We start from the raw sequence: 23,020 nt of genomic DNA on the forward strand, positions 1-23,020 counted from the left end.
AGGCGGCGGTCGGTAAAAAGGGACAGTTCGGCGCGGCTACTCAGCCGACCCCGCGAACGAGCGACCCGAACGCCGGCAGCAGCAGCCCGATCCCGAGCGCGAGCAGACTCGGCTGCCCCATCGCGAGCACGGGATCGAGCGTCCCCGCGAGCGCCAACTGGGCGAGGAAGCCGACGACGATCAGGGCCCCCATCCCGAACCCGGCGGCGACCCCGCGCCCGAACGAGCGCTGCGGGAGCGCGACCAGCGCGCCAGCCGCGAGCAGTCCTGCCCAGTGGAACAGCGCGAGCACGAGCCCCAGCACGACGGCGCCGGCGCTCGCCGCGAGCCGGCGCCGACGGTCCTCGCGGAGGCTGGTCAGCCCTGCCGCCACCGAGTCGGAACTCATCGCTCGCCCTCCGTGAACGTCAGATCCACGCCGTCGGGGAGCGTCCGGGCCATCGACTTGTACTCGCCGTCGGCCCACAGCGAGAGTTGGTCGTCGTAGTGATCCGAGAAGTAGTCGCCGGAGTTGCCGCCGGGCAGCACCGCCCGTGAGTCGCCGTCGAACGTCGCGACCATCCGCCAGCTCGCGCCCGTCGACGCCTCGCTGTGGAAGTTCCGGACCGTCCCGGGTGAGCCCGCGGTCGGGCGCTGTTCGTAGTTGAGGAACGACTGGTCGAACGGATGGGCGAACCGGACGCGGTTCCAGTCGCCGTACGTCTCCCACCCCTCCGAGTCGATTCGCTCGCGCGTCGCCGCCATCGCGCCGGCCGCGACCGCCGCGCGGTCGCCGTCGAACCACTCGCTGTCGGCGGGCAGCGTGCCGAGCACCCAGAGGTTCGGTCGCGGGAACCCCTCGGGCAGGTCGGCGTCGTCGAACTCGTCGCCGAACGTCCGTGCGCGGAACTCCCGGAGCCACTGCTCGAACAGCAGCGGCTCGGGCCGCTCGGGCCGCATCTCGCCGTCCCAGTCGAGCAGCGATTCGGCGTCCGGCGCGTCGAGATCGTCGGCCGTCTCGCCGGCGTCGACCACTTCCTCGACGATCGGACGGAACAGGTCGTAGCGCCCGTCGAGAACGTCGGTCTGGAGGCCGCGGTGGAACGCGGCGTCCATCGGTTCGTCGCTCTCGGCGCGGGCGTCGAGCCTGTCGTAGATACGCTGCCCCCGGAACGGCGGCGCGTACCCCTCCGAGAGGTAGTGTGCGGGGTCGTTCGTGATGCGTTGGTTCGCGGTCGCGAGGTAGTCGGGGTTCCGGACGCCGGGCTTCTCGTCGTAGGGGACGAACCCGTCCCACGAGGACTCGCCGTAGGGCTCGTACCCCTCGCCCCACTCCCCCTCGCCCGCGGAGCCGTCGAAGATCCTGGTTCCCCGAACGGGCTCGCCGTCGACGGTCCGGATCGGGATCTGCCCGGTGATCCAGTAGTAGGTGTTCCCCGAGTCGTCGGCGTAGACGACGTTCTGTGTGGGCTCGTCGAACTTCTGGAGTGCGGCCTCGGCGTCGTCGAGCCCGTTGGAGCGGTTGAGCTCCCGGACCGCCTCGACGGTCCGGGTCGCCGACAGCCCCGTCCACGCGACGCCGAGTTCGTCGGCGGCCGCGAACCCGTCGCCATCGGGGTACTCGCTGAGGACGGCGCCGTGGACCGAGCGCTTCACCTCGATATCGACGTTCTCGCCGCCCGCGACGGCGATCGTCTCGGTCCGGCTGTCGAACTGCCGGACACCGTCGCCGTACTCGTACCCGTCGCCCCCGTCGACGGTGTCGTAGGTGTAGAAGTCGACCACGTCGGCGCCGGCGTTGGTGAACCCCCACGCGCCGGCGTGGTTCTGCCCGATCACGACGAACGGGACGCCCGGGAACGCGACGCCGCGGCTGTCGAACCCCGGGCCGGCGACGTGCTGCTCGTACCAGATCGGCGGTGCCGAGAGCTGGAGGTGGGGATCGTTCGCGACGATCGGGTCGCCCGAGGCGGTGTGCTCACTCGAGACGACCCAGGAGTTCGAGCCGATCCCCGGGTCGCTCTCGAACGCGCCGAGCCAGTCGACCAGCCCGGCGTCGGGAGCCGCGGCGTCGCCGTCGATCGCCGCGAACGACGCCTCGCCGCCCCGCAGGATCGGCGTCTCGTGGTCCATGACTCTGGGGTAGAGCTGCTCGGTCGCGTCGGCGCCCAGCCGCTCCCGCGCCAGCGCGCGCCGGAGCGTGCGGAACGAGCCGGTGAGCCCCCACGAGATCTGTTTCTGGACGAGCAGCGTCGCCGTCGGCGTCCACCGCTGCGGCTCGAACTCCAACAGCCCGTACTCCAGCGGCGTCGGCTCGACCTCGCGGGCGTGGTTCACGCCGGCGACGTACGCCTCGACCACGTCGCCGGTCTCGGTGCCCTCGGCGCGCTCCCACGTCGCTTCCGCCGCGGCCTCGAAGTCCATCTGCCGGTGGAACGCGTCGGAGTCGACGGTCGCCGGGCCGACGACTTCGGAGAGGTGGCCGGCCATCCGGCGGCGGTAGAGATCCATCTGAAAGAGTCGATCGGCGCCGTGACAGTAGCCGAGCGCGTAGTACGCCGCCCGTTCACTGTCGGCTTCGACGTGGGGGACGCCGTACTCGTCGTAGCGCACCGTCGCCGGGCCGTACGGGCTGTCGAGTTCGTCCGGGGCCGTCCCGGTGGCGGCGCCCCAGGCGCTGCCCGACCCGGGGGCGAACCGGTTCAAGTAGGACCGGGCGTCCGTCAACGCCATCCCGCCGACGCCGGCGCCGAGGACGGCCGAGAGCAGGGCCCGGCGGGTGGTCTCTCTGTCCATTGCCGGATAGAACGCGGGGAGGCTCGTAAAGTTTTGTCCGCGCTACTGGAGTCGGTACCGCAGCAGCGCCGCGATCCCGCCGAGGTTCGACAGCTGCTCGCCGGGGGCGAACTCCGAGGAGAACACCACCACCTCGCCGCCTTTCTGCTCGACGGTCTCGATGATCTCGTTTGCGTCCCGCTCCCAGTCGCCCTCGTCCTGTCGCTCGGTGCGCAGGCGCTCGTCGACGACGAGCAGCGTCTCCACCGCGCCGTACTCCGCCGCTTCGGCGGTCTCCTCGATGCCGTAGGTCGCTTTCTCGCCGGTGGAGATGCGCTCGGTGAGCTCGTCGATCAGTTCGCTCTCGCGGGCGATCCGGGTCTGGTCCTGTACGTCCTCGACGGCGCCGCGTTTGAGCACTTCGTGCACTCCACGATCACCGGCCGCGGAGGTGTCGACGGTCGTCGCGACCTTCTCGGCTACGTCGGGGTACTCCTCCTGCAGGTAGTCGAGCGCGTCGCGTTTCGTAAAGCCCGGGCCGGCGACGATGATCGCCTCGGCGTCGACGTGCTGGAGCGCCGAACCGAGCTCCTCGAACAGCGTGGTTCGCGGCTGGGCGTACTCGCCCTTCCCCGTGGGCGCCGTCAGCGAGACGTACTCGTCGGTGCCGTACTGCTGGACCGTGTGGACGTACGCCTCGCCCTCCTCGACGGTGACGACCGCCACGTCCGGCGCGTCGGTCGCCTCGGCGGCCTCCTCGATCCGGTCGCGCTGGTCGGGTTTGAGGTACTTCTCGATCGTGAGCTCCTCGTGGGTCTCGACGTTGATCGTGTGGTGGAGCCCGATCTGGTCCTCCATCGAGCAGTGCTGGATCACGCCGCCGACCCGGAGGCGGTTGGCGAAGCGCGCGAACTCCACGTCCTCGACTTCGAGGGTGACGTGGAGGTGTTCGCGCTCGCCGCCGGTGTCGCGCATCTGGTCGTCGTTGCGCTGGATGCGGCGAGTGGTGTCGCCCTCGACCAGATCCCCCGGTTCGAGGACGTGCGAGAGGTGCCAGAGGTCGTCGACGGTCTCGGGGACGAGCGTCACCCGGTCACGACCCTCCGCGCCGTGACCGCGCTGGACGATTCGCATACTCGAAACTGCGGGCCCCGGGGTGACGTCTCTTTCCTTCTCGGCGTCAGGCCCGCATCACCCGCGAGTGGAAGAAGCGGACGAGCCGGTCGAACTCGTCGACGATCTCGGCCGCCGCGACCTGATCGAACGACGCGAACTGCCGGCTCGCCGCGAACCCGTCGTAGCCGTCCGCGATCTCGTACTCCAGCTCCTCCGCGATCGCCGCCTCGTTCTCCCGGACCACCGCGCGCATCTGCTCCTTCTCGGCCTCGCTGCCGCCGTAGATGCTCACCCCGAACTCCACGGTGCCGTCGGAGTCGACTCGGAGCCGGTAGCGCAGCACGCCGCCGGCGTAGGCGGGGTGGTCGGGCCGGACGAGCAGCTCGTTCCCGCGCTCGACGGAGACCAGATCCTCGGGGTCGGTGTCGAACGTCCCGACGAGACGGTCCCGAATCCCCTCGGCGACGGCGTCGAGCAACACGGGGAGTTCGAGGTTCTCCGTCTCCTCGACCCCGTCCGTTTCGGGCTCGGCGCCCGTTCCGGCCGCCGCCCCCTCCGAACCGTCGGCTCCGCTTCCCGCTTCCGAGTCGCGCTCGCCGTCCGTTCCGGCACCGTCGTCGACCCGATCGTCCGCCGCGAGCGCCGACCCCGCTGTTCGCTCGTTCGATTTCCCGCTGCCGGTCTCGGTCTCCCCGCCGGCAGCCGCCTCGGCGCTCGCGTTCGTGCCGGTGACCGACTGCTCCGCGCTGTCGGCGGCGGGTTCCGCCCGGTCGTCGGGGACGAACCGCACGAGGAACTCCTCGCTCTCCGGCGCGCCGAACGCCTCGACGCGGACCGCGTCGACCGCCACCTCGCGGTCGCTCAGGAACGTCGCCAGCGCCCGTGCCTCGTCGGCGAACGCCGTTCCGAGCAGCCGGACGCGCTGCTCGTCGTTGAACGCCCCGGGGTCGAGCGGGGCGCGGGTGAAGTACTCCGCGTGGGCCTCGCGGAGTGAGCCCCCGTCGTACTGTTCGTTCAGCGCCTCGTAGGAGCGGTCGGCGACCGTACTGGCGCGTTCGAGCGCGTCGGTGACCGTGTCGCTGCCCAGTTTTCCGTCGACGGCGCCGACGACGACCGCCGATCCCTCGGCGTCGAGCGCCAGCGCGGTCGCGGCGCCGTCGCCGGCGGCCGTCGTCACGAACAGCACGTCGTCGGCGCCGAGCGTCCCCCCGGGGCCGCGGAGGAGCGACCCGGCGAGCCCGGCCGTCTCGCTGGGATCGAGCGGCTGTACCGGGACGACGCCCGACTCGCTGGTACGATAGAGGTCCATGGGGGTATCCTGCGCCAGCCAGCGCATCAAGGTTACGGGGAGTCGACCGCCCCTCTCCCGTCGGATCCGACAAGAAAGCTTATACCGGGGCCGCAGAAAACCACAGGTGGACGCCGGCACGGTACCTGGGTAGGGGTACTTCGGTACCACGCCGGCCCATTCATCTCCGCAGTATTCACGTCCGTCAGCGACAGCTACACCGTATGGAGTTCCACGTCTGGGAGCCCGTCTACGAGCGCATCCTCGCCGACTTCGGCTTCGGCCGCGCGGCCGACGAGCGCGCCCGCGACCGACTGGCGTCGCTGACCGAGCCGTTCGATCTCGACGCCCTCCCCGCGTTCGAGGGGCGAACGGTCGCCGTCGCCGGTGCTGCCCCCACCCTCGCCGACGAGGCCGAGGCTGCCGCGGCCGCCGACCGCGTGATCGCCGCCTCCGCCGCGGCGACGACGCTCCGGGACGCCGGGGTCGGGATCGATCTCGCAGTGACGGATCTCGACGGGACGCCGGAACGCCTCGCGGCTGCGAGTCACGAGGGGCTCCCCGTCGCGGTCCACGCCCACGGCGACAACGTCGACGCGCTGGAACGCTGGGTTCCCGAGTTCGCCGAGGCCCAGCTCCTGCCAACCACACAGGCCGCGCCGACGGCCCACGTCCGGAACTTCGGCGGCTTCACCGACGGCGACCGCGCGGCGTTCCTCGCGGACGCGCTGGGCGCCGGCGAGCTCCGGTTCGTGGGCTGGCAGTTCGACGACCCCGACGTGGGCGAGCTGAAAGCGAAGAAGCTCCGCTGGGCCGAGCGCCTGCTCTACTGGCTCGAGACGCGTCGGGAGGAGCGGTTCGGCGTGCTCGACGGCCGGCGGGACGGGCTGAGGCTGCCCACGGACGAGAAATAACGCCGACGGCCTACACGTCCACCAGATCGCTCCCGCCCGGCGGCAGGAACTCCTGGATGCGGTCGGCGCTCGCGACCTTCCGGACGAACGAGTCGTCCGCGAAGCGGTTCTTGAACTCCCGGTAGCACTTCACCGCGGCGTCGTTCTGCGCGAACTTCCCGGGTTCGAGCGTGATCGTCGTCTCGGCGTCGGGCTCGATCGCGCTCGGCGGGCCGCCGATCACGCGGGTCTCGTCCTCGCAGGTGATCCCCACCGCGACCCGCGAGGGCAGATCCCGGAAGTACTCGCGGTCGCCACGGATCGCGAACCCGCCCTTCTCCAGGTACTCGCCGGACTCGGGCGTCTTACTCACCTGATCCGGTTCGACCATGTAGGCGTCGCCGGCGCCGCGGCCGTCCTTCCAGACCGAGGAGTACGCGACCGCGAACTGGGCGGCCTCCTCGATGCTCGACTCGGGCCAGTCGACGGGACTCGACGGCTCCGAGGGGCCGCTGGCCTTCAGGATCGTCACTGGACCCCCGTGGGCCTGTGTGTGGAAGAAGCGGTCGTGCTTGTTGAGGTACTTCTTCACCAGCGCCTCGTTCTGGTCGGCGTTGCGCCCGCCGATCACGAGGTAGCCGTCGCTGGTGTGGAACCACCGGAACTCCTCGTACCAGTGTTCGGGCTGGCGGACCGGAACGTTCTCTCGGTTCAGCCAGTCGATATCCTCCGCCTCCTCGTCGGGTTCGGGCTCCGGCTCGGGCTCTTCCTCCCACTCCTCGCGGCGTCGCTTGACGGCTTCGAGGCGCTCGCGGGTGTCCTCGATCGCCTCGCGGGCGCCCTCCTTCTTCCCCTCGACGCGCTTGGCCTCCTGATACAGGCGGTCGGCGTTCTTCTCGACGCCCGTGGTGGCGTCGAGGGTGATCCGTTCGTCGTCCACCTCGACGGTCACCGTTCCTTCGGAGCCGTCGACGCCGACGACCGCCTCGGCGGCGGGGATACCCTGCTCGGCGCCCTCCGCGAGCGTCTCCTCGATCTCGTCCCACGGCCGGTCCTCCTCGCGGGCCTGCTGGATCGTCGACAGCACCTCGTCGATCAGGTCGTAGCGCGCGTAGCAGATCTCGGCTTTCCGGCGGAGCGCCTGCGCCTCCTCCTCGAACCCCTCGATCGCCTGCTCCTGCTGTTCGATGATGCGTTTCTCTTTCTCGATCTCGGCCTCGAAGTCGGGACGTTCGCGGCCGCCGCCCTCCTCCTCGCGCTGTTCCTGCTCGGTGAGCCGGTAGAAGTACTCCGAAAGCGCGGCGTTGAACGAGTCGAACGCCCGACTGTGGAGCTCCGCCCGCTCCTCCAGCACCACGGGGCTCACGTCGACGACGCGGCCGCGCTCGGTCAGCGGCCGGTTCTCATCGTCCTCGCCGTCCTCGTCGAGTTCGGCGTACACGCGGGGATCGAACTGCCCGCTCCGGAGTGCGTCGGCGAGATCCATCAGTTCGCGGTGGATCGCGCGGTACTCGTCCTCGCCGGCGTCGGCGATGTCCATCGCCTTCTCGACGCCCGCGCGTTGGCAGAGCTCCTCGCCCCAGAAGCCGCCGAGGTTGAGCTGGGTCGCGACCGTCCGCACCACGTCGGTGTCGGACTGCTCCATCCGGGCCTCGAACGTCTCGTAGTCGACTTCGAGGGGGTTGAGTCGGGACTGCGGGAACTCGTAGGGGCTGCCCGGCGCGACCGTGCGGGACTTGAGTCGCACCGTCTCCAGCGAGCGGACGACCTCGCCGTTGCCGTCGAGGACGGCGACGTTGCCGTCGCCGAACAGCTCGACGACGAGCGTGGTGTTCTGGTCGGGGCGCTCGAACTCGAACACGAGGATGCGGTCGAACTCGTACTGGGAGACGGAGACGAGGTCGGCACTCTCGATGCGGTTGCGCAGCATCATCGCGAACTCCGGTGGGCGCCCGGGCGCGTCGGGCACGCGCTCGGGGTCGGCGACGTGGGCCTGCTTGTTCTCGCCCACCTCGATCAGCAGCTCCACCCGCCCGCGGTCGAAATCCCGGAGCTTCAGCCGCAGCATGTCCTCGTCGTAGAGATACGCCTTGTCGAGCTTGGCTCCCTCGTAGCGGGAGAGCTCGGTCGCGAGCGCCGCGAGGTCGACGCTCGACAGTTCGCGTTTCGGCTCCATGGACCGAATTTCTGGGGCGACCCGGAAGGGCGTTCCGTTCGGGGCTCACGCCCCGAGCAGGGGCTCGCATCGACGCTTGCCGCGACCGTGGCTACCGCTCGCGTTCGGTCTCCCGCTCCCGGCGGGCGTACTCCTCGGCGTCCTCCATCGTCTCCGTTTCGAGCAGCTGGTCGAGCTTGCGCTCGAACTGCGCCTCGCTGAGCTCCCCCTCCGCGTAGCGTCGGCGCAGCGTCTCCAGCGGCGTCTCCTCGTGCTCGTCGCTCGACCTGTTCGACACTCGATCGTCGATAGCTTCGTCCAGCCACTCCTCCTCGTCGTCGTCATCGAACAGCATCGCGGTGATCGGCACGACCGCGACGTACCCCACCAGCATCGCCGCCAGCCACCAGTCCTGATTGGTGAACAGCGCACCCATCCAGACCGCGGTGACGAGCGTGCTCACGATGCCCGTGGCGTTCTCCCGGAGCCGCCGGCCCACGGAGTCCTGCTCGCCCCCGCCTGCGTCGCTCATACGCGGGGCATTGGGCGACGCTGACAAAAACACTCCCGTTCAGAGCCGCTTCGAGACGTACGGGCCGTCCTGGTGGTAGCCCAGCTTCTCGCGGTAGTACTCCCGGACGCCGATGCCCGAGATGATGCTCAGCTTTCCGAAGCCGGCCTCGCGGGCCTGCCGCTCGGCCTCCCGGACCAGCCGCTTCCCGTAGCCGCGGTGCTGCCACTCCTGTCCGTCTTCCCCGTCGCTGCCGTCGAACGTCGCCTCGGAGCCGTAGACGTGGAGCTCGCGGACGAGCGCGGCGTCTTCGAGTTCGCGGCGGACGGGATCGTTCGGGAACCGCAGCCGGCAGAAGCCGATCAGCAGGTCCCGCACGGGGTCCTCGAAGGAGATGAACCGTTCCGTGCCGCCGCCGGCCTCGTACTCCATCGTGTCCAGCGTGATCTCTGCGGGGTCGGGATCGGCGTCGTTGTGGCCGACCTCGCGGGCGCGGATGTCCCGGATCTCGTACCCCTTCTCCTCGGCGCGCTGCTGGGCCAGTTGGCGGAGGTTCGACTTCCAGACGCCCCCCTCGATGAAGTCCGCCGGGATGTCGCGCTGGACGCGCTGGAGACGGCAGTACTTCGGGATCTCGTTCATCGCGTCGGCGACCACGTCGGCGGCGGTCTCGTTGTCCAGCGGCTCGAAGTCATCGCGCTTCCACATGTCGTAGACGCGGGTGCCCTCGACGACGAGCGTCGGGTAGATCTTGAGGTAGTCCGGGCGCCACTGCGGCGAGTCGAAGATCTGGCGGAAGTCCTCGCGGCACATCTCCTGACTCATCCCGGGCTGGCCCGGCATCATGTGGAAGCCGACCTTGAACGCCGAGTCACGCAGTCGGCGGTTGGCGTCGATACTGGCTTGGGTACCGTGGCCGCGGTGCATCTCGCGGTTGATCCGCTCGTAGGTGGTCTGGACGCCGACCTCGACCTTCGTCCCGCCGAGATCGAGCATCCGGTCGATCTGCTCCGGATCGCACCAGTCGGGCTTGGTCTCGAAAGTGATCCCCGTGACGCGGATATCGCCGGTTTCGTTCCGGGCGATCACGTCTTCGAGGTACTCGAACTCCTGCTGTTCGGGCGGCTCGGCGAAGCTCTCGGTCTGACTGGGGTCAGGGTCGGAGTCGAGGTCGTACTCGTTCATCGCCTGCAACGCGCGCTTGACGAACCACTCCTGGTAGTCGTGGCTGCGGGCGGTCATGGTGCCGCCCATCAGGATGAGTTCGGCCTTGTCGACGGGGTGGCCGATCGCCCGGAGCTGTTCGAGCCGGAGGGTGACCTGCCCGTAGGGGTCGTAGTCGTTCTGCTCGCCGCGGGCGGCCGCGGGCTCGTGACCGGTGTAGGACTGCGCGGAGGAGAACTCCGAGGCGGGGCCGCCGGGGCAGTAGAGACACTTCCCGTGCGGGCAGAGATGCGGCGAGGTCATGATCGCGATCGGCGAGACGCCCGAGGCGGTCCGGACGGGCTTGCGCCGCACGACGGACTTCACGTCCTCGCGCCACTCGTCGGGCGCGTAGCTGAGGATGTCGCCGTTGGTGGGTACCTTGGGGGCGCCCGTCTCGCTGCAGACCTCGCGTTTCGCGGCCTCGAGATCGTCGCGTTCGAGGTCCTCCTCGATAATGCGGCGGCAGAGCTCCTCGCAGGCGTCGACGAAGGCGGGGGGGTCGCCGTCGTTCGCGGCGTCCGTGCTCATTGGTGTGTGGTGGGTGGTTTTCGGGGTTAAGGGTTGCGAGCGAGGGAGGTAAACGTGAGGGAACGGAGTGACTGAACGGAAAACTCCCTCGTTAAACGAGCGGGGAGCGAAGCGACCCGCGAGTTGCGGGGCGTAGCGGGAAACGTGAGGGAGCGAAGCGACTGAACGGCAAACAGCCTCGAACGGCGAACGGTGAACGTAGTGAGCCGCGAGCCAGCGATTGAGTTGCTTGATGGGCGACAGCGACCGCGGAGCGAGCCTGACCACTTGCGACCGCACCGCCCCGCACAACCCACAGACCTCCCCAGCCGACTCCTTCCCTCACTACGTTCGGTCAGTCGTCCTTCGAGAGAGCGGAGCTCTCTCGTGCCCTCGCTCGTTTCACTCGCGAGGACCTCGCGCGCTCGTTCGCGCCGTCGGCGTCGTGCGGGCGACCCACGCGTCGCCCGCACTGCCAGCGAGACCGTCAGTCTCGCCCTGCTCACGTCGCGCGCCACCGCGGCCGCGGTGCGGTGGCGGTGGACGCCTCGCCGGCGCCACATTGGCGCCGGCGGGGGGAGGGGTGGGGACTCGGTGCTGCGCCGAACCTCGTGTTCGGCGCACTGCGGTCGCAAGTGGTCAAGCATCGAGCTGCTGTCGCGGTTGCTGTTGCAGTAGCTCACCCCAGAACCAACTACCGAACGAGCGAAACCCGAGAGAACGCCGAAGACCGAGAATCAGTCGAACTGCTCGACGACCGCGCCGACGACCGCGATCTCGACTTCCTCACGAGCGCCCGAGAGGAACTCGATCCGACCCTCACGCAGCCCGGCCGCCGAGAGCCCGGCGTTCGGCGCGTTCGAGGCCGCCTCGCGAGCCACTTCACGCAGGTCCACGTCCGTGTCCGCGCGGACCCACAGCTCGTCCATCGCGATCCCGATCGTCACGTCCGCGTCGCCGCGACGGTGGAGCTCGTCGAGCAGCAGCGAGCTCGGCGGGAAGTCGTACTTGTGGGTGTACTCCTCGGTGTCGAGCACCGCGATCTCGACGCCTTCGCTCTCGCTGCGTTCGATGTTGGCCTCGGCCGTCTCGACCTCGGTGTCCATCTTCTCGCGGAACTGGGTCGCGATGTGGCCCGCCAGCGTCTCGCTCTCGGCGGCGTCCTCGGGCGCGCCCGCGGCGACGGCCTCGGGGCTCTCGCCGAACAGCAGGTCGCCGATGAGTTCGCGCTTCTCGTCGTAGGACTGGTAGAACGCCTCCAGCGCGATCGCCTCGCGCAGTTCGGTGACGGCCTCCTCGTCGAAGCCCGCCTCGCGGGCGGCGTCGAGGTAGGAGTCGGGGGTGTCCTGCCAGTAGCTGACCGCCGGCAGGTGGGCGATCTCCTCGCGCACCTCGGGGGAGACCGTCGTCGCCAGCGACGACGCCAGCGCGCCCGTCGAGAGCCCGTCGGCGTCGGGGTTGACCAGCACCTCGGACGCGTCGGCGATCTCCGGGTCCGCCGGCGCGGCGTCGACGACGACGCGCTTGGCGCCGTAGATCCCCAGCATCTCCAGCCCGTCCTCGCTCTCGACGGTGGAGGCGGTGCCCGCGAGCACCACGAGCGGCAGCTTCTCGTCGTGCCGGTCGCGGTCCTGCAGCATGCTGGTCACGTCGTTGGTCGCGTCGTTCATCTCGTACACCGCCTCCTCCAGCGGGCGACGGTTCACGTAGTGGTACTCGGCGTCGCTCTCGGCGTGCTCCTCGCGCACCATGGGGAGGATCGCGCGTTCGAGCGCCACGCCGGCGATGTAGCCGTCGGCGGTCGCCGCGTGCCGGACGACGATCGGTCGGGACTCGAACACCGCACGCCGGATCGCCTCCGCGGCGTCGAGCAGGTGCTCGTCGGCCGCCGCGACCGCGTCGTCCTCGGCGACGAGCGTCGGCTCGTCCGGCCGGGCGCGGGCCGTCAGCGCCTCGGCCAGTCGGCGCTCGACGGTCTCGCGCTCCTCGCCGTCGAGTTCGACCAGCGCCTCGGTCTCGACCTGCAGTTCCTCGCGGCGGATCTCCACTTCGCCGTCGAGTCGGACGATGTCGCCCACCTCGATCTCGGGGTAGGCGCGCACGCCAGCCTCGACGAACGCCGCACAGTCGACCACGCCGGTCTCGTCGCGGAGCTCGAACACGGTCGGGCCGCCGGTCTGTCGCGCGCTGACGACCTCGCCCTCGATGCGGACCTCCTCGCCGACGCGGTCGGACAGCTCGCCGATGTCGCGGCGGGTCGGCTCCTCGGGCTCGGCGCCCGCGGGCGTCTCCTCGGTGTCGGCCGCGGCCGGCTCCTCCGTCGTCGTTTCGACGGGCTCCGGTTCGGCCTCCTGCGCGTCTTCGGCCGCGGTCGCGGCCTCGGCGCCGCTGCCGTCGGTCTCGGCCGGGGTGGACTCCTCCTCGTCCCCGGTCGTCGCTTCTACGTCCCGCTCACGCCCGTTTCCCTCTTCGACCTCCTCCTCGTCCTCGGGGAGCAGCTCCTCGGTGCCGTCCTGAATCAGCGTGCCGCGGAACTCGCGGTCGGCCTGCCGAATCGAGGAAGTCAGGTCGACGTTGCCGTTGTCGCGGACGTTCTTCACCTGCACGAAGACGGTGTCGCCGGCCTCCCAGTCGAGGCTCTCGAGGCGGCCGTCGAGCTCGGAGCGGTGGAGCAGCCCCGTGACGTTCGACGAGAGGTCGACGAACACGCCGAAGTCGGCGTAGCCGTCGACGACGCCGCGGTAGAATCGGTTCTCGACGAGCTGGTCCGGGCTGTTGCCGCGGAACTCGAAAACGACGTCCTCTTCGTGTGACTGGCAGATGTGGCCCTCGGTATCGGCGCCACAGATGATACAGTTACCCATTTGTGAGGACAAACTCGGTCCGCCCTAAAGGCGTTGTCGAAAGCAACTGCGATCGGCCGGAACGACCCCGACTCAGAGCCCCGCGGCCGCGAATCCGCCGTAGCCGTAGCCGAACAGGATCACTGCCGGCAGCGCCGCCGCGAGCGTCGCCCGCGGGATCGAGGTGTGGTGCCGGACTGCGGTACCGACGACGAGCAACGCCGCCCCGTACAGACAACAGACTACCCGCAGCATCGGCGACGGGACGGCAGTCAGCAGGCAGGGCGCGGTCGCGTACGCGATCACCTGTACCGTCTCGCTCACGCCGCCGCGGTCCGGCGCCAGCAGCGACAGCCCGACCGTCTCGATCGCCGCCGAGAGGTGAAACGCCGCGGGTGCGAGAAAGAGCCCGACGCCCAACAGCACGAGCACGGCTCCCACCGGGCTCGCCCCGAGACCGAACGGCGGGGCCACGCCGCCAGTCTCGAAGCTGGGCATGTCGCCCGTCGCCAGCCGACCGGCGACCGCGCCCAGCGCCACGAGCACGCCGAAGACCAGCCCCGGCGCCTGATCCGCGGGCGCGACCCCGTTCCGGAAGAACCGCCGCGGGCGCACGAGCACCTCCGCCCACGCGCGAGCGAGCGCTCGCGGCCCGCGGTCGCGCCCGCCCTCCGGGTTCCCGATCCACTGGGTCATCAGTACGCCCCCGTCGCGGTCATGTTCAGTCGGTCCGCAGCGTGTGACAGTTCCGACACCGTGCCTCGTAGGACTCCTCGGCGCCGACGACGATCGTCTCGTCGTCGACGTGGGCCGGCTCGCCGTCGACCAGCCGCTGGTTCCGGGTCGCCGGCTCGCCGCAGACGGTACAGATCGCCTGCAGCTTGTCGACGTACTCAGCGATCGCCATCAGCTGTGGCAGCGGCGTGAACGGCTCGCCGCGGAACGTGATGTCGGTCCCAGAGACGATCACCCGTCGACCGTCGTTCGCGAGCACGTTACAGACGTTGACGAGGTCCTTGTCGAAGAAGTTGGCCTCGTCGATCGCGACCACCTCCTCGCCGTTGAGGTAGTCCTGCAGTTCCCAGACGCCGTCGCCGACGTTGTCGATCACCTGTGCGTCCCACTGGCGCCCCTCGTGGGAGCCGATGGTGGTCTGGCCGTACCGGTCGTCGATGGCCGGGGTGAACGCCGCCACGTCCTGCCCGGCGATCTCCGCGCGACGCAGGCGGCGCAGCAGCTCCTCGGTCTTCCCCGAGAACATCGACCCGGCGATCACCTCGACGAAGCCGCTCCCGGTGATCTCGTGCATACTGGGACCGGGGGAGGGTGAGGGTAAAGAGTTGCTGAAGCGTTACCGTCCGCGGATTGTCGCACCGGGACGGTTGCCCGTTACCGTCCGCGGATTGTCGCACCGGGACGGTTGCCCGTTACCGTCCGCGGATCGTTGTCCCGGGACGGTTGACCCTCACCGTCCGCGGATCGTCGTCCCCGGCTGCTCGCCCGCGAGGAACGCCCCGATGCTCTCGGGGCCGAACACCGACGCCGGGGCGCCGAGATCGAGCAGTTCCCGCACCTTCGCGGCCATTCCGCCGGTCACGTCCGCGTCCGCGTCGCTGCCCCCCAGCGCGTCGGCGGCGTCCGCGAACGCCGTGATCTCGGGGATCACCTCCTCGTCGGTGTCGAGCACGCCCGGCACCGTCGAACAGAGCCCGACGCGGTCCGCCGAGAGGTGTGCCGCGGCGGTCGTCACGATCTCGTCGCCGGAGAGCACCGTCACACCCTCGCCCTCGGTCGCGATCACGTCGCCGTGGAGGACGGGGACGAACCCCTCGTGCAGCATCGTCGCGGCCTGATTCATCGGGAGGTCGAGGTCGCCGTCGGCGTCGCGAGCCCCCGCGGAGAGCGGATGCACGGGCAGCGCGGGCACGCCGCGGTCGTGGAGTCGGGAGAGCACGAACTGGTTCAGCGTCTTCATCGCGCTGTGGATCGCGATCGCGTCCGCGGCGTCGCCGCTCTCGTCGGTCGTGGTGACGCCCGCCTCGCTGGCGTGGTGGTGGCCGAAGCTCCCGCCGCCGTGGACCAACACTAGTTCGGACACGTCGCCGCCTTCCATCGCCGCTGCGATCGCGTCGGCCGCCGCGTCGAGCGCGGCGCCGTCCAGCGTCTCCGCGCGGTCCTTCTCGGTGATCACCGAGCCGCCGAGTTTGAGGATCGTCGGGCTCATTCCTCCGCGCGCACCCCCTCGGTCGCGAGTTCGGCGCGGAACGCCTGCTCACAGCCCGGCGAGTACTCCAGCGCGCGCCGGGTGGCCTGCGTGCGGTCGAGCGCGACGATGCAGCCGCCGCCGCCCGCCCCCGTCAGTTTCGCGCCCTCCGCTTCTGCCTCGCGGGCGGACCAGACCATCCGATCCAGCGAGCGCGAGGAGACGCCCAGCGCCGACAGCAGCCCGTGGTTGAAGTCCATCAGGTCGCCCAGTTCGTCGAGCAACACGGGGCTGGGCTCCTCGCCCGGGTCGGCCTCGGCCAGTAGCTGCTCGCCCTCGCGGGTGAGGTCGCCGATGGTCTCGACGGTGTCGGCGGCGAACTCGTACTCGTCTTTGAGCGCGCGAACGCCCGCCACCAGTTCGCCCGTGTCGCCCGCGCCGCCGTCGTAGCCGATCACGAGTGGCAGTTCGGGCGCCTCGATCGGCCGCGTGTCGTCGCCCTCGACGCGGACCGCGCCGCCCATCGCCGAGCAGTACGTGTCCGCGCGGGAGGCCTCACCGCCTTGGACGGTCGACTCGGCCTGATACGCACGGTCGGCCAGCTCCTCGGGGTCGATCGACTCCCCGCGGGAGCGGACCGCGGCGTCGATCGCGGCGACGACGACCGCCGCCGAGGAGCCCAGCCCGCCGCCCAGCGGGATGTCGCTCTCGATGGTCACGTCGAACCCCGCCTCGGGGTCGTCGAGCGCGTCGCGGGCCTGCCCCAGCGCCTCGTCGACGTACCCCGTCGCGGCCTCGACGAGGTTCGACGGCACGTCCACGTCGGGCTGTTCGTCGGTGTCGCCGCCCCACTCAACGGTGAACCCGTCGAGGGTGAGCTCGTCGGCCTCGACGCGAACGCGGTGGTCGTCGCGTGGCTCGACGCTGACCCGCGCCCGGCGCTCGATCGCGCAGGGCACCGCGGGCTCGCCGTACACCACGGCGTGCTCCCCGAACAGGTACACCTTGCCGGGGGCGCTCGAAGTCGTCATGCCCGAACGCTCGCTCTCGATCGTTACAGTCGTTCCGACTGCTACTCGTCGGGCTCGTAGGCGTGCACGTCGCCGTCGGTCTGTGGCGCGCCGACGGCCAGCACCTCCGCGGTCCCCTCGGCGTCGTCGGGACAGTACGCTCGGTGGGGGCTCTCGGGCTCGGCCGCGAACAGCTCGTCGGCGCCCACCTCGATCGTCCCCTCGGGCGTCTCGACCGCGATCGCGCCCGAGATCACGTAGAACGCCTCCTCCTGCTCGTCGTGGTAGTGGTACGCCAGCGGGATCTCCTCGCCCGGTTCGACGCTGTAGCGGTTGAGCGCCACCTGCTCCAGTCCCGCGGCTTCGGTCAGCCGCCGGAGTTCACAGGGTCGGTCGGGGGCCGGCTCCACGTCCTGCGTTCGCACGGTTCGGTAGCCCATGGGTGCATCTGGGAGAGGGGTAGGAAAAGCCCGTCGTCGGCGGTGTGGTAGGGTCGAGGACGGCAGGCGTGTCGGGTGCGGGCGCTATCGTGCTGCCGTCCGGATATCGTGGAGTTGACTGCCGGGATGGCGACAGCATCCCGATCGTTGCCACCTTGTGACCGCAACCCCCTCCCGCACAGCCCACACACCTCCCCAGCCGATTTGCTCCCTCACTGCGTTCGGTCGCTCATTCTCCGAGAGAGCAAGCCCTCTCGTGCCCTCGCTCGCGTTGCTCGCGAGGACCTCGCGCTCGGGTCGCGCACGGAGGCGTCGTGCGGGCGACCCACGCGTCGCCCGCACTGCCAGCGGGACCTCTGGTCCCGCCCTGCGAGCGCTTCGCGCCACCGCAGAACTGCGGGCATGTGTGTCGCTCCGCGAAAATCAGCCGTCGTCCGCTTCGTCGACGCTCCCGTCCTCGTTCACGGCCTCCGGATCGACGACGCGCTTGCCCGTCTCCTTCGGGATCACGCGCTGCTCGCCGCCCTCCCACTCGCGGTCGAGTTCGTCGCCGTCGAACAAGCGATCGAGGAACACGGCCAGTCCGGCGACCTCCGAGTGGGGCTGGTTCGTGACGCCGACGTTCCAGTCCGCGTGGTCGTACACCTCGAACGGCACCTTCTCGCCGCCGACGACGATCAGGATCGGTTCGTCGTGGTGGGCCTCGCGGATCTCCTCTTGGACGGTCTGGACCTCCTCGCCGTACATCGTGAGGTGGACGACCGTTCCCTCCCAGTTCCGGATGATCGCGCGCTGGTCCTCCCGGAGTTCGACATCGAACGGGCCGCCGAAGCGGTCGGTGATGTCCCGCACCGTCTCGGCGGACTGGCCGGCGTTGTCCGGGAAGAGCACGCGGTCGGCACCCAGCGCGCGGGCGGTGAGGCCGACGTGGGTCGTCATGCGGTCGTCCCGGCCCGGCCGGTGGCCGAACCGGAGCACACAGCACTCCGGGGCGTCTTGCATACTCCCGCGAAACCGGGGCGGAGGGGTGGCGCTTTCGGTTCCCGGCCGCCGACGCGGCGTTCCGGAACGCACTTCCCCTGACCCGAACAGTCGCGGATATGGACCTCAGCGGGAAGCGCGTGGTCGTGACCGGCGCCGCAGGACTCGTCGGCTCCCACCTCGCGGGGATGCTGGCCGACGAGAACGACGTACTGGCCGTGGACGATCTCTCGAAGGGCGAACGCGAGGCGGTTCCGGCGGGCGTCGCGTTCGAGCAGGCGGATATGCTCGACCCCGACGACGTGGCGCGAGTGATCGACGAGGAGACGGACATCGTCTTCCACTTCGCCGCCCACACCGACGTGCGTGTCGACGACCCCGAAGAGGAGCGCCGGGTGTTCGAAGAGAACACCGAGATGACGTACAACGTCGTCGAACGGATGCGCGAGGTCGGCTGTGACGCGCTGGCGTTCACCTCCTCCTCCACGGTGTACGGCGAGGCCCCCCGGCCGACGCCGGAGGACTACGCGCCGCTGGAACCGATCAGCATCTACGGCGCCTCGAAGCTCTCCGACGAGGGCGTGGTGTCGACGTTCGCCCACTCCTACGGCATCCAGTCGTGGGTGTTCCGGTTCGCGAACATCGTCGGCCCGCGCCAGCGGGGGAACGTGATCCCTGACTTCATCCAGAAGCTGCAGGACGACCCCGAGACGCTCACGATCCTCGGCAACGGGAAACAGGAGAAGTCCTACCTCCACGTCGAGGACTGTGCGGGGGCGATCCGGGACGTGGTCGAGCACGCCGACGACGAGTACAACCTCTACAACCTCGGCTCGAAGACCACCACCTCGGTGGTCGACATCGCGGACATCGTCGCCGACGTGATGGATCTCGACCCGGAGTACGAGTTCACCGGCGGCGACCGCGGCTGGACCGGCGACGTGCCGAAGATGCGACTCGACACGACGAAGCTCTCGGCGTTCCACGACGTGCCGGAAAACAGCGACGCGGCGGTCCGGCGCGCGGCCGAACAGCTGTACGACGAGCTCCGGTAGCCCGCCTCAGAACAGGACGGTTTCCTCGGCCAGAATCTCTCGGTCCCGGCAGGTGACCTCGCCGACCGCGAGGTACTCGCCCGGCTCGGGCGACTGCCACGCGGCGTCGAACGTCACGCTCTCGCCGGCCGGAACCGTCTCGCTGCCGAGCACCTGCGCGAACATCCGGTCGGCGTCCGATCGCCAGATCGGCGACGCGTCGTCGGCGGCGTCGGCCGGGTAGACGGAGACGCGGAGGCGCTGGGCGTCGGGGAAGGCGAGTTCGACGGGCTCGTCGCCCCGGTTCTCGACGGTGAGTTCGAACGCGAGCCCGCCGTCGTGTCGCCGGCTGTGGAGGGAGCTTTCGAGCACGGCGACAGTTCCACCGACGGGCTGAAAAAAGCTTCCCGGGTCAGGCCTCGTCGCGCATGTCCGGCGGCAGCAGGTTCGGGATGCCGTCCTCGATGGGGTAGGACTCGCCGCAGTCGGTGCAGGTCAGCGTTCCGGAGATGATCTCGGCGTCGTCGCGCTCTGCCGCGTCGAGTTCGAGGTCGTGTTTGTCCATCGGGCAGCAGACGATCTCCATCAGCGACTCCTTCATGCGCTGCCCCTCGGTTCGGGCGGGGCAAAAGGCTGCGGGTTCCGCGGGGCTACTTCACGTAGCGTTCGTACGCCGAGCGGAACGCGCCGGACTCCTCGGTGAGCGCGTCCCACTCGTCGAGGCCGCGCTCGACCCGGCTCCCGTCGATCGTGTTGTCGAGGACGAACGCCACGAGCCCGCCGACGGCCATCCCCGTGCCGCCGACGACGTACACCGTGTCGGCGACGATCTGCAGCGTCGCGTCGGGCAGTATCGGCGCGGTGAGCAGCGGGCCGACGATCGGCGTCGCCGCCACGCCCTCCGCGAAGGCGGCGGCGCTGCCGACGTTGCCCATGTACGCCGGGAGCGCGAGCCCGACGAACAGCGAGATGCCGACGACGAAGGCGTTGCGCGAGGAGTCGAGGTCGACGTGTTTCAGGTTCGAGAGCCCGACCGCCACGATCTGCCCGAACATCGCGACGTAGAGCCCGCCGACGATCGGGTCGGGGATCGTGGTGATCAGCGCGCCGACGTAGCCGACGAACCCCGCGATCAGCATCAACACCGCGCCGACCTGAATCACGAAGCGGGAGGCCACGCCGGTGAGCCCGATCGCACCGATGTTCTCGGAGTAGGAGGTCGAGCCGTTCCCGGTGCCCATGATCCCGGCGAACACGGTCGCGATCCCCTCGACGCCGATCCCGTGGTCGATCCGGCGCGCGGAGGGCGCGCGCTCGCCCGCCAGCCGCGCGACGGCGTGGTAGTCGCCGAACGACTCGATCATCGAGGCCACGACGCCCGCGAACATCCCGATCACGAACGAGGTCCGGAACGTGGGTATCCCCCACTGCAGCGGCGTCGGAACCTGAATCAGGCTGGCCTCGGCGACGACCGAGAAGTCGACGAACGCCGGGGAGTCGGCGGGGACGATCCCGAGCACCGACAGCGCGGCCGCGAGCACCCACGCGGCCGCGATCCCGAGCAGCACGGGGTAGAGCCGGAACGCGCGGTGAACGTCGTCGACGTACTGGCTGAACCCCACGATCAGCAGGACGGTGAGCCCGAGCAGCCACCACGCCTGCTCGGCGGCGACGACCTGCGGCGCGCTGAACAGCGAGAGCCCGATCAGCGCGATCGTCGGCGCGATCACGACCGGCGAGAGGTACTGTTTGAGCCAGCCCATCACGCCGAGATAGCCGAGCAGCGCCTCGACGATCCCGCCGACGATGATCGCCCCCTGGAGCGCGAGGATCGCCTGTTCCCAGTTGCCCGTGCCGACGAACCCGATGATGGCCAGCGCGGGCGCGAGCATCGAGAACGTCGCCCCCTGCACGATGGGGTAGCGGTTCCCGACGACGGTCTGGAGCAGCGTCCCGACGCCGGAGACGACGAAGAAGGTGCCGACGTACAGCGGCTGGACCGCGGCGGGCATCCCCATCGCGGTCGCGAGCGCGAGCGGGACCGCGATGTTCGCGCCCACCATCGTGAGGTAGTGCTGGAGGCCGAGCAGCGCCGACTCGCCCGCTGGCGGCCGCTCGTCGACGCCGTACTCGATCCCACCCGACTGTTCGACCGACTCGGTTCCGGGCTCGCCCGCCATCCCCTCCGGCGGGGTCTCCGGGTTCGACGCTCCGGTCATCAGTGTCTACCCGGACGGTTCAGCCTCGCCCGTAAATACAGTCCGCATCCGGGTCGGTGCCCTACCAGGGAGTCTGCCGCTCGACGGTCTGGTCGCGATCGGGGCCGACGCCGACGGCGTAGACGGGCGCGTCGAGTTCGCCTTCGAGGTACTCGAGGTAGTCGCGACAGGCGGCGGGCAGCGCCTCGTACCCCTCGGCGGCGACGGCGCTCCAGTCCTGCTCGCTCCACGTCTCGAACTCGCGGAAGTTCGGCTCACACCGCGCCCACTCCTCGGTCGTCGCCGGGACGGTGGTCCGCGTCTCGCCGTCGAGCTCGTAGCTGTGGCAGACCTTCAGCTCGTCGAGCCCGGCGAGCACGTCGACGTGGTTCACCGCCAGCCCGGTGAACGACGAGCGCCGGGCGGCGTGGCGCAGCATCGGCACGTCGAGCCAGCCGATCCGGCGCGGCCGGCCGGTGACGGTGCCGAACTCGCCGCCCTTCTCGCGGATCTCGTCGGCGAGCGCTTCCTCGTCGGCCTCCATCTCCGTCGGCAGCGGCCCCTCGCCCACGCGGGAGAGGTACGCTTTCACGATGCCGACGATCTCCCCCGAGCCGACGACGCCCGGACCGACGCCGGAGCCGACGGCGGCGCCGCCGGCGGTCGGGTTCGAGGAGGTGACGTTGGGGTAGTTCCCGTGGTCGATGTCGATGCTCGTCCCCTGTGCGCCCTCGAACAGGAGGTTCCCGCCGGATTGGTGCTGCTCGTGGAGGAAGTCGCCGGCCTCGACGAGCATGTCGTTCTCCCGGAGCCGCTGGCCGTAGTTGGCGTACTCCGCGACCAGTTCGTCCACGTCGAACTCGACGCCGGTGTCGATGCCGAACACGTCCTCCGCGATCGCGCGCTTCTGGGGGACGGTGTACTCGAGGCGGTTCCGGAGCACGTCGGTGTCGAGGAGGTCGCCGATCCGGACGCCGCGCCGGCCGGCCTTGTCCTCGTACGTCGGCCCGATCCCGCGCCCGGTGGTGCCGACCTTCATGTCGGTGTCCTCCTTGTCGGCCTCCTCCATCTGGTCGAACACGCGGTGGTACGGCATGATGACGTGGGCCCGCTTGGCCACGCGTACGTCGGGATCGAGCCCCTGCTCCCGCAGGCTCTCGATCTCGTCGAACAGCGTCCGAGGGTTGACGACGCAGCCGTTGCCGAGCACGCCGGTCTTCCCGCGGACACAGCCGCTCGGAACGAGCGAGAGCTTGTACTCCTCACCGTCCTCAACGACAGTGTGGCCGGCGTTGTCGCCGCCCTGGTACCGCACGACTGTGTCGGCTTCCTCGCCCCAGCGGTCGACGAGGGCGCCTTTGCCTTCGTCGCCGAGTTGCGCCCCGACGATTGTGACGGTCATGTGCGGCGGTTCAGTACCCCCGGCTAAACCGATTTCGATGCCGCTATCGGGTCGGTTCCCGCGGTCGGAACGGTTAACTTCGCCCCGTGTGTAGCTGTGACACCACAACCCCCCGGCGGTCGAGGGGAAGTTTTAACCTCTCGCAAGAGAAGTTAACATACAGCATGATAGATCGACTGGAGAAAGAAGTGGACATGCTGGAGCGGCACCTCCAAGTCCTCCGGATGGTCATCGAGAACGAGCCGATCGGCATCGTCAAGATGTCGAACGAGACCGGCTACCCCCACCACAAGGTACGCTACTCGCTGCGCGTCCTCGAAGAGGAGAACCTCATCGAGCCGTCGAGTCAGGGTGCGATCACGACCGACCACACCGCGGAGTTCGTCGAGGATCTCGACGAGAAGCTCGACGACACCGTGGAGAAGCTGCGGGACATGCGTATCGAGTCGGCGCCGGAAGCCGAGAACTGACGCTTTCTG

At 69.8% G+C, this 23,020-nt stretch carries 21 protein-coding genes; 3 read left to right on the forward strand and 18 right to left on the reverse strand.

Annotated elements, in window-relative coordinates; all coding sequences use genetic code 11:
• Positions 1–40: 40 nt before the first annotated feature.
• From ACQUSM_RS01000 to ACQUSM_RS01015, 4 genes are read right to left on the reverse strand one after another with little or no spacing between them, the layout of a single operon-like run.
• A complete protein-coding gene (locus tag ACQUSM_RS01000) occupies positions 41–388 on the reverse strand; it encodes a hypothetical protein (protein ID WP_435115023.1) in 348 nt (115 codons plus the stop codon).
• The gene (locus ACQUSM_RS01005) at positions 385–2,775 is read right to left on the reverse strand and encodes a penicillin acylase family protein (RefSeq protein WP_435115024.1); all 2,391 of its coding nucleotides are present in this window, start codon (positions 2,773–2,775) and stop codon (positions 385–387) included. The genes ACQUSM_RS01000 and ACQUSM_RS01005 overlap by 4 nt, the downstream gene beginning before the upstream one ends.
• Positions 2,776–2,817: 42 nt before the next feature.
• Positions 2,818–3,888, reverse strand: a complete 1,071-nt coding sequence (locus ACQUSM_RS01010; protein ID WP_435115026.1) for an mRNA surveillance protein pelota — start codon at positions 3,886–3,888, stop codon at positions 2,818–2,820.
• A 46-nt stretch (positions 3,889–3,934) separates the two neighbouring features.
• Positions 3,935–5,179: a hypothetical protein gene (locus ACQUSM_RS01015; protein ID WP_435115027.1), complete on the reverse strand. Its 1,245-nt coding sequence runs from the start codon at positions 5,177–5,179 to the stop codon at positions 3,935–3,937.
• A 203-nt stretch (positions 5,180–5,382) separates the two neighbouring features.
• Here ACQUSM_RS01015 and ACQUSM_RS01020 point away from each other — a divergent pair, with 203 nt between their 5' ends.
• A complete protein-coding gene (locus tag ACQUSM_RS01020) occupies positions 5,383–6,072 on the forward strand; it encodes a 6-hydroxymethylpterin diphosphokinase MptE-like protein (protein ID WP_435115028.1) in 690 nt (229 codons plus the stop codon).
• A gap of 10 nt (positions 6,073–6,082) precedes the next feature.
• On the opposite strand, the gene rqcH is transcribed toward ACQUSM_RS01020, so the two are convergent.
• The 10 genes from rqcH to ACQUSM_RS01070 form a co-directional block, all read right to left on the reverse strand.
• On the reverse strand, positions 6,083–8,227 hold the full coding sequence (gene rqcH / locus ACQUSM_RS01025; protein WP_435115029.1) for a ribosome rescue protein RqcH: 2,145 nt from the start codon (positions 8,225–8,227) through the stop codon (positions 6,083–6,085).
• Positions 8,228–8,318: 91 nt separating this feature from the next.
• The gene (locus ACQUSM_RS01030) at positions 8,319–8,738 is read right to left on the reverse strand and encodes an SHOCT domain-containing protein (protein WP_435115030.1); all 420 of its coding nucleotides are present in this window, start codon (positions 8,736–8,738) and stop codon (positions 8,319–8,321) included.
• Between the two features lie 39 nt (positions 8,739–8,777).
• A complete protein-coding gene (locus ACQUSM_RS01035) occupies positions 8,778–10,451 on the reverse strand; it encodes a tRNA uridine(34) 5-carboxymethylaminomethyl modification radical SAM/GNAT enzyme Elp3 (protein WP_435115031.1) in 1,674 nt (557 codons plus the stop codon).
• Positions 10,452–11,167: 716 nt separating this feature from the next.
• Positions 11,168–13,294 (reverse strand): DHH family phosphoesterase, encoded by a 2,127-nt coding sequence (locus ACQUSM_RS01040; RefSeq protein ID WP_435115032.1) that lies wholly within the window; start codon positions 13,292–13,294, stop codon positions 11,168–11,170.
• Between the two features lie 72 nt (positions 13,295–13,366).
• Positions 13,367–13,969: a YIP1 family protein gene (locus ACQUSM_RS01045; RefSeq protein WP_435115033.1), complete on the reverse strand. Its 603-nt coding sequence runs from the start codon at positions 13,967–13,969 to the stop codon at positions 13,367–13,369.
• Between the two features lie 25 nt (positions 13,970–13,994).
• Complete coding sequence (locus tag ACQUSM_RS01050) at positions 13,995–14,582, reverse strand: thymidine kinase (RefSeq protein WP_435115034.1); 588 nt, start codon at positions 14,580–14,582, stop codon at positions 13,995–13,997.
• A gap of 156 nt (positions 14,583–14,738) precedes the next feature.
• The gene (locus ACQUSM_RS01055) at positions 14,739–15,497 is read right to left on the reverse strand and encodes an isopentenyl phosphate kinase (protein WP_435115035.1); all 759 of its coding nucleotides are present in this window, start codon (positions 15,495–15,497) and stop codon (positions 14,739–14,741) included.
• Positions 15,494–16,507: a mevalonate kinase gene (mvk, locus tag ACQUSM_RS01060; protein ID WP_435115036.1), complete on the reverse strand. Its 1,014-nt coding sequence runs from the start codon at positions 16,505–16,507 to the stop codon at positions 15,494–15,496. Before mvk ends, ACQUSM_RS01055 begins: the two co-directional genes overlap by 4 nt.
• A 41-nt stretch (positions 16,508–16,548) precedes the next feature.
• Positions 16,549–16,926 carry a cupin domain-containing protein gene (locus ACQUSM_RS01065; protein ID WP_435115037.1) on the reverse strand — a complete coding sequence of 126 codons (378 nt, stop codon included), beginning with the start codon at positions 16,924–16,926 and terminating at the stop codon, positions 16,549–16,551.
• Between the two features lie 423 nt (positions 16,927–17,349).
• A complete protein-coding gene (locus ACQUSM_RS01070) occupies positions 17,350–17,928 on the reverse strand; it encodes a tRNA (cytidine(56)-2'-O)-methyltransferase (RefSeq protein ID WP_435115038.1) in 579 nt (192 codons plus the stop codon).
• A gap of 98 nt (positions 17,929–18,026) precedes the next feature.
• Here ACQUSM_RS01070 and ACQUSM_RS01075 point away from each other — a divergent pair, with 98 nt between their 5' ends.
• On the forward strand, positions 18,027–18,962 hold the full coding sequence (locus ACQUSM_RS01075; RefSeq protein WP_435115039.1) for an NAD-dependent epimerase/dehydratase family protein: 936 nt from the start codon (positions 18,027–18,029) through the stop codon (positions 18,960–18,962).
• A 6-nt stretch (positions 18,963–18,968) separates the two neighbouring features.
• Here ACQUSM_RS01075 and ACQUSM_RS01080 read toward each other — a convergent pair whose 3' ends face one another.
• From ACQUSM_RS01080 to ACQUSM_RS01095, 4 genes are all read right to left on the reverse strand, one after another.
• Positions 18,969–19,313, reverse strand: a complete 345-nt coding sequence (locus ACQUSM_RS01080) for a BsuPI-related putative proteinase inhibitor (RefSeq protein WP_435115040.1) — start codon at positions 19,311–19,313, stop codon at positions 18,969–18,971.
• Positions 19,314–19,353: 40 nt separating this feature from the next.
• The gene (locus ACQUSM_RS01085; protein WP_435115041.1) at positions 19,354–19,542 is read right to left on the reverse strand and encodes a methytransferase partner Trm112; all 189 of its coding nucleotides are present in this window, start codon (positions 19,540–19,542) and stop codon (positions 19,354–19,356) included.
• 49 nt (positions 19,543–19,591) lie between these two features.
• A complete protein-coding gene (locus ACQUSM_RS01090; RefSeq protein ID WP_435118254.1) occupies positions 19,592–21,121 on the reverse strand; it encodes a uracil-xanthine permease family protein in 1,530 nt (509 codons plus the stop codon).
• 100 nt (positions 21,122–21,221) lie between these two features.
• Complete coding sequence (locus ACQUSM_RS01095; RefSeq protein WP_435115042.1) at positions 21,222–22,541, reverse strand: adenylosuccinate synthase; 1,320 nt, start codon at positions 22,539–22,541, stop codon at positions 21,222–21,224.
• A gap of 164 nt (positions 22,542–22,705) precedes the next feature.
• On the opposite strand from ACQUSM_RS01095, the gene ACQUSM_RS01100 reads away from it, so the two are divergent.
• Positions 22,706–23,011: a hypothetical protein gene (locus ACQUSM_RS01100; protein WP_053948506.1), complete on the forward strand. Its 306-nt coding sequence runs from the start codon at positions 22,706–22,708 to the stop codon at positions 23,009–23,011.
• The last annotated feature ends 9 nt before the right edge of the window (positions 23,012–23,020 follow it).

The organism is Halolamina sp. C58, assembly GCF_051195095.1.
Taxonomy (GTDB): domain Archaea; phylum Halobacteriota; class Halobacteria; order Halobacteriales; family Haloferacaceae; genus Halolamina.

Coding starts and splice junctions, on each gene's coding strand:
- ACQUSM_RS01035 (WP_435115031.1), bottom strand. CDS start 10,451: ATGAGCACGGACGCCGCGAACGACGGCGACCCCCCCGCCTTCGTCGAC.
- ACQUSM_RS01100 (WP_053948506.1), top strand. CDS start 22,706: ATGATAGATCGACTGGAGAAAGAAGTGGACATGCTGGAGCGGCACCTC.
- ACQUSM_RS01040 (WP_435115032.1), bottom strand. CDS start 13,294: ATGGGTAACTGTATCATCTGTGGCGCCGATACCGAGGGCCACATCTGC.
- ACQUSM_RS01015 (WP_435115027.1), bottom strand. CDS start 5,179: ATGGACCTCTATCGTACCAGCGAGTCGGGCGTCGTCCCGGTACAGCCG.
- rqcH (WP_435115029.1), bottom strand. CDS start 8,227: ATGGAGCCGAAACGCGAACTGTCGAGCGTCGACCTCGCGGCGCTCGCG.
- ACQUSM_RS01085 (WP_435115041.1), bottom strand. CDS start 19,542: ATGAAGGAGTCGCTGATGGAGATCGTCTGCTGCCCGATGGACAAACAC.
- ACQUSM_RS01000 (WP_435115023.1), bottom strand. CDS start 388: ATGAGTTCCGACTCGGTGGCGGCAGGGCTGACCAGCCTCCGCGAGGAC.
- ACQUSM_RS01095 (WP_435115042.1), bottom strand. CDS start 22,541: ATGACCGTCACAATCGTCGGGGCGCAACTCGGCGACGAAGGCAAAGGC.
- ACQUSM_RS01045 (WP_435115033.1), bottom strand. CDS start 13,969: ATGACCCAGTGGATCGGGAACCCGGAGGGCGGGCGCGACCGCGGGCCG.
- ACQUSM_RS01070 (WP_435115038.1), bottom strand. CDS start 17,928: ATGCAAGACGCCCCGGAGTGCTGTGTGCTCCGGTTCGGCCACCGGCCG.
- ACQUSM_RS01020 (WP_435115028.1), top strand. CDS start 5,383: ATGGAGTTCCACGTCTGGGAGCCCGTCTACGAGCGCATCCTCGCCGAC.
- mvk (WP_435115036.1), bottom strand. CDS start 16,507: ATGACGACTTCGAGCGCCCCCGGCAAGGTGTACCTGTTCGGGGAGCAC.
- ACQUSM_RS01010 (WP_435115026.1), bottom strand. CDS start 3,888: ATGCGAATCGTCCAGCGCGGTCACGGCGCGGAGGGTCGTGACCGGGTG.
- ACQUSM_RS01005 (WP_435115024.1), bottom strand. CDS start 2,775: ATGGACAGAGAGACCACCCGCCGGGCCCTGCTCTCGGCCGTCCTCGGC.
- ACQUSM_RS01050 (WP_435115034.1), bottom strand. CDS start 14,582: ATGCACGAGATCACCGGGAGCGGCTTCGTCGAGGTGATCGCCGGGTCG.
- ACQUSM_RS01055 (WP_435115035.1), bottom strand. CDS start 15,497: ATGAGCCCGACGATCCTCAAACTCGGCGGCTCGGTGATCACCGAGAAG.
- ACQUSM_RS01075 (WP_435115039.1), top strand. CDS start 18,027: ATGGACCTCAGCGGGAAGCGCGTGGTCGTGACCGGCGCCGCAGGACTC.
- ACQUSM_RS01090 (WP_435118254.1), bottom strand. CDS start 21,121: ATGGCGGGCGAGCCCGGAACCGAGTCGGTCGAACAGTCGGGTGGGATC.
- ACQUSM_RS01065 (WP_435115037.1), bottom strand. CDS start 16,926: ATGGGCTACCGAACCGTGCGAACGCAGGACGTGGAGCCGGCCCCCGAC.
- ACQUSM_RS01030 (WP_435115030.1), bottom strand. CDS start 8,738: ATGAGCGACGCAGGCGGGGGCGAGCAGGACTCCGTGGGCCGGCGGCTC.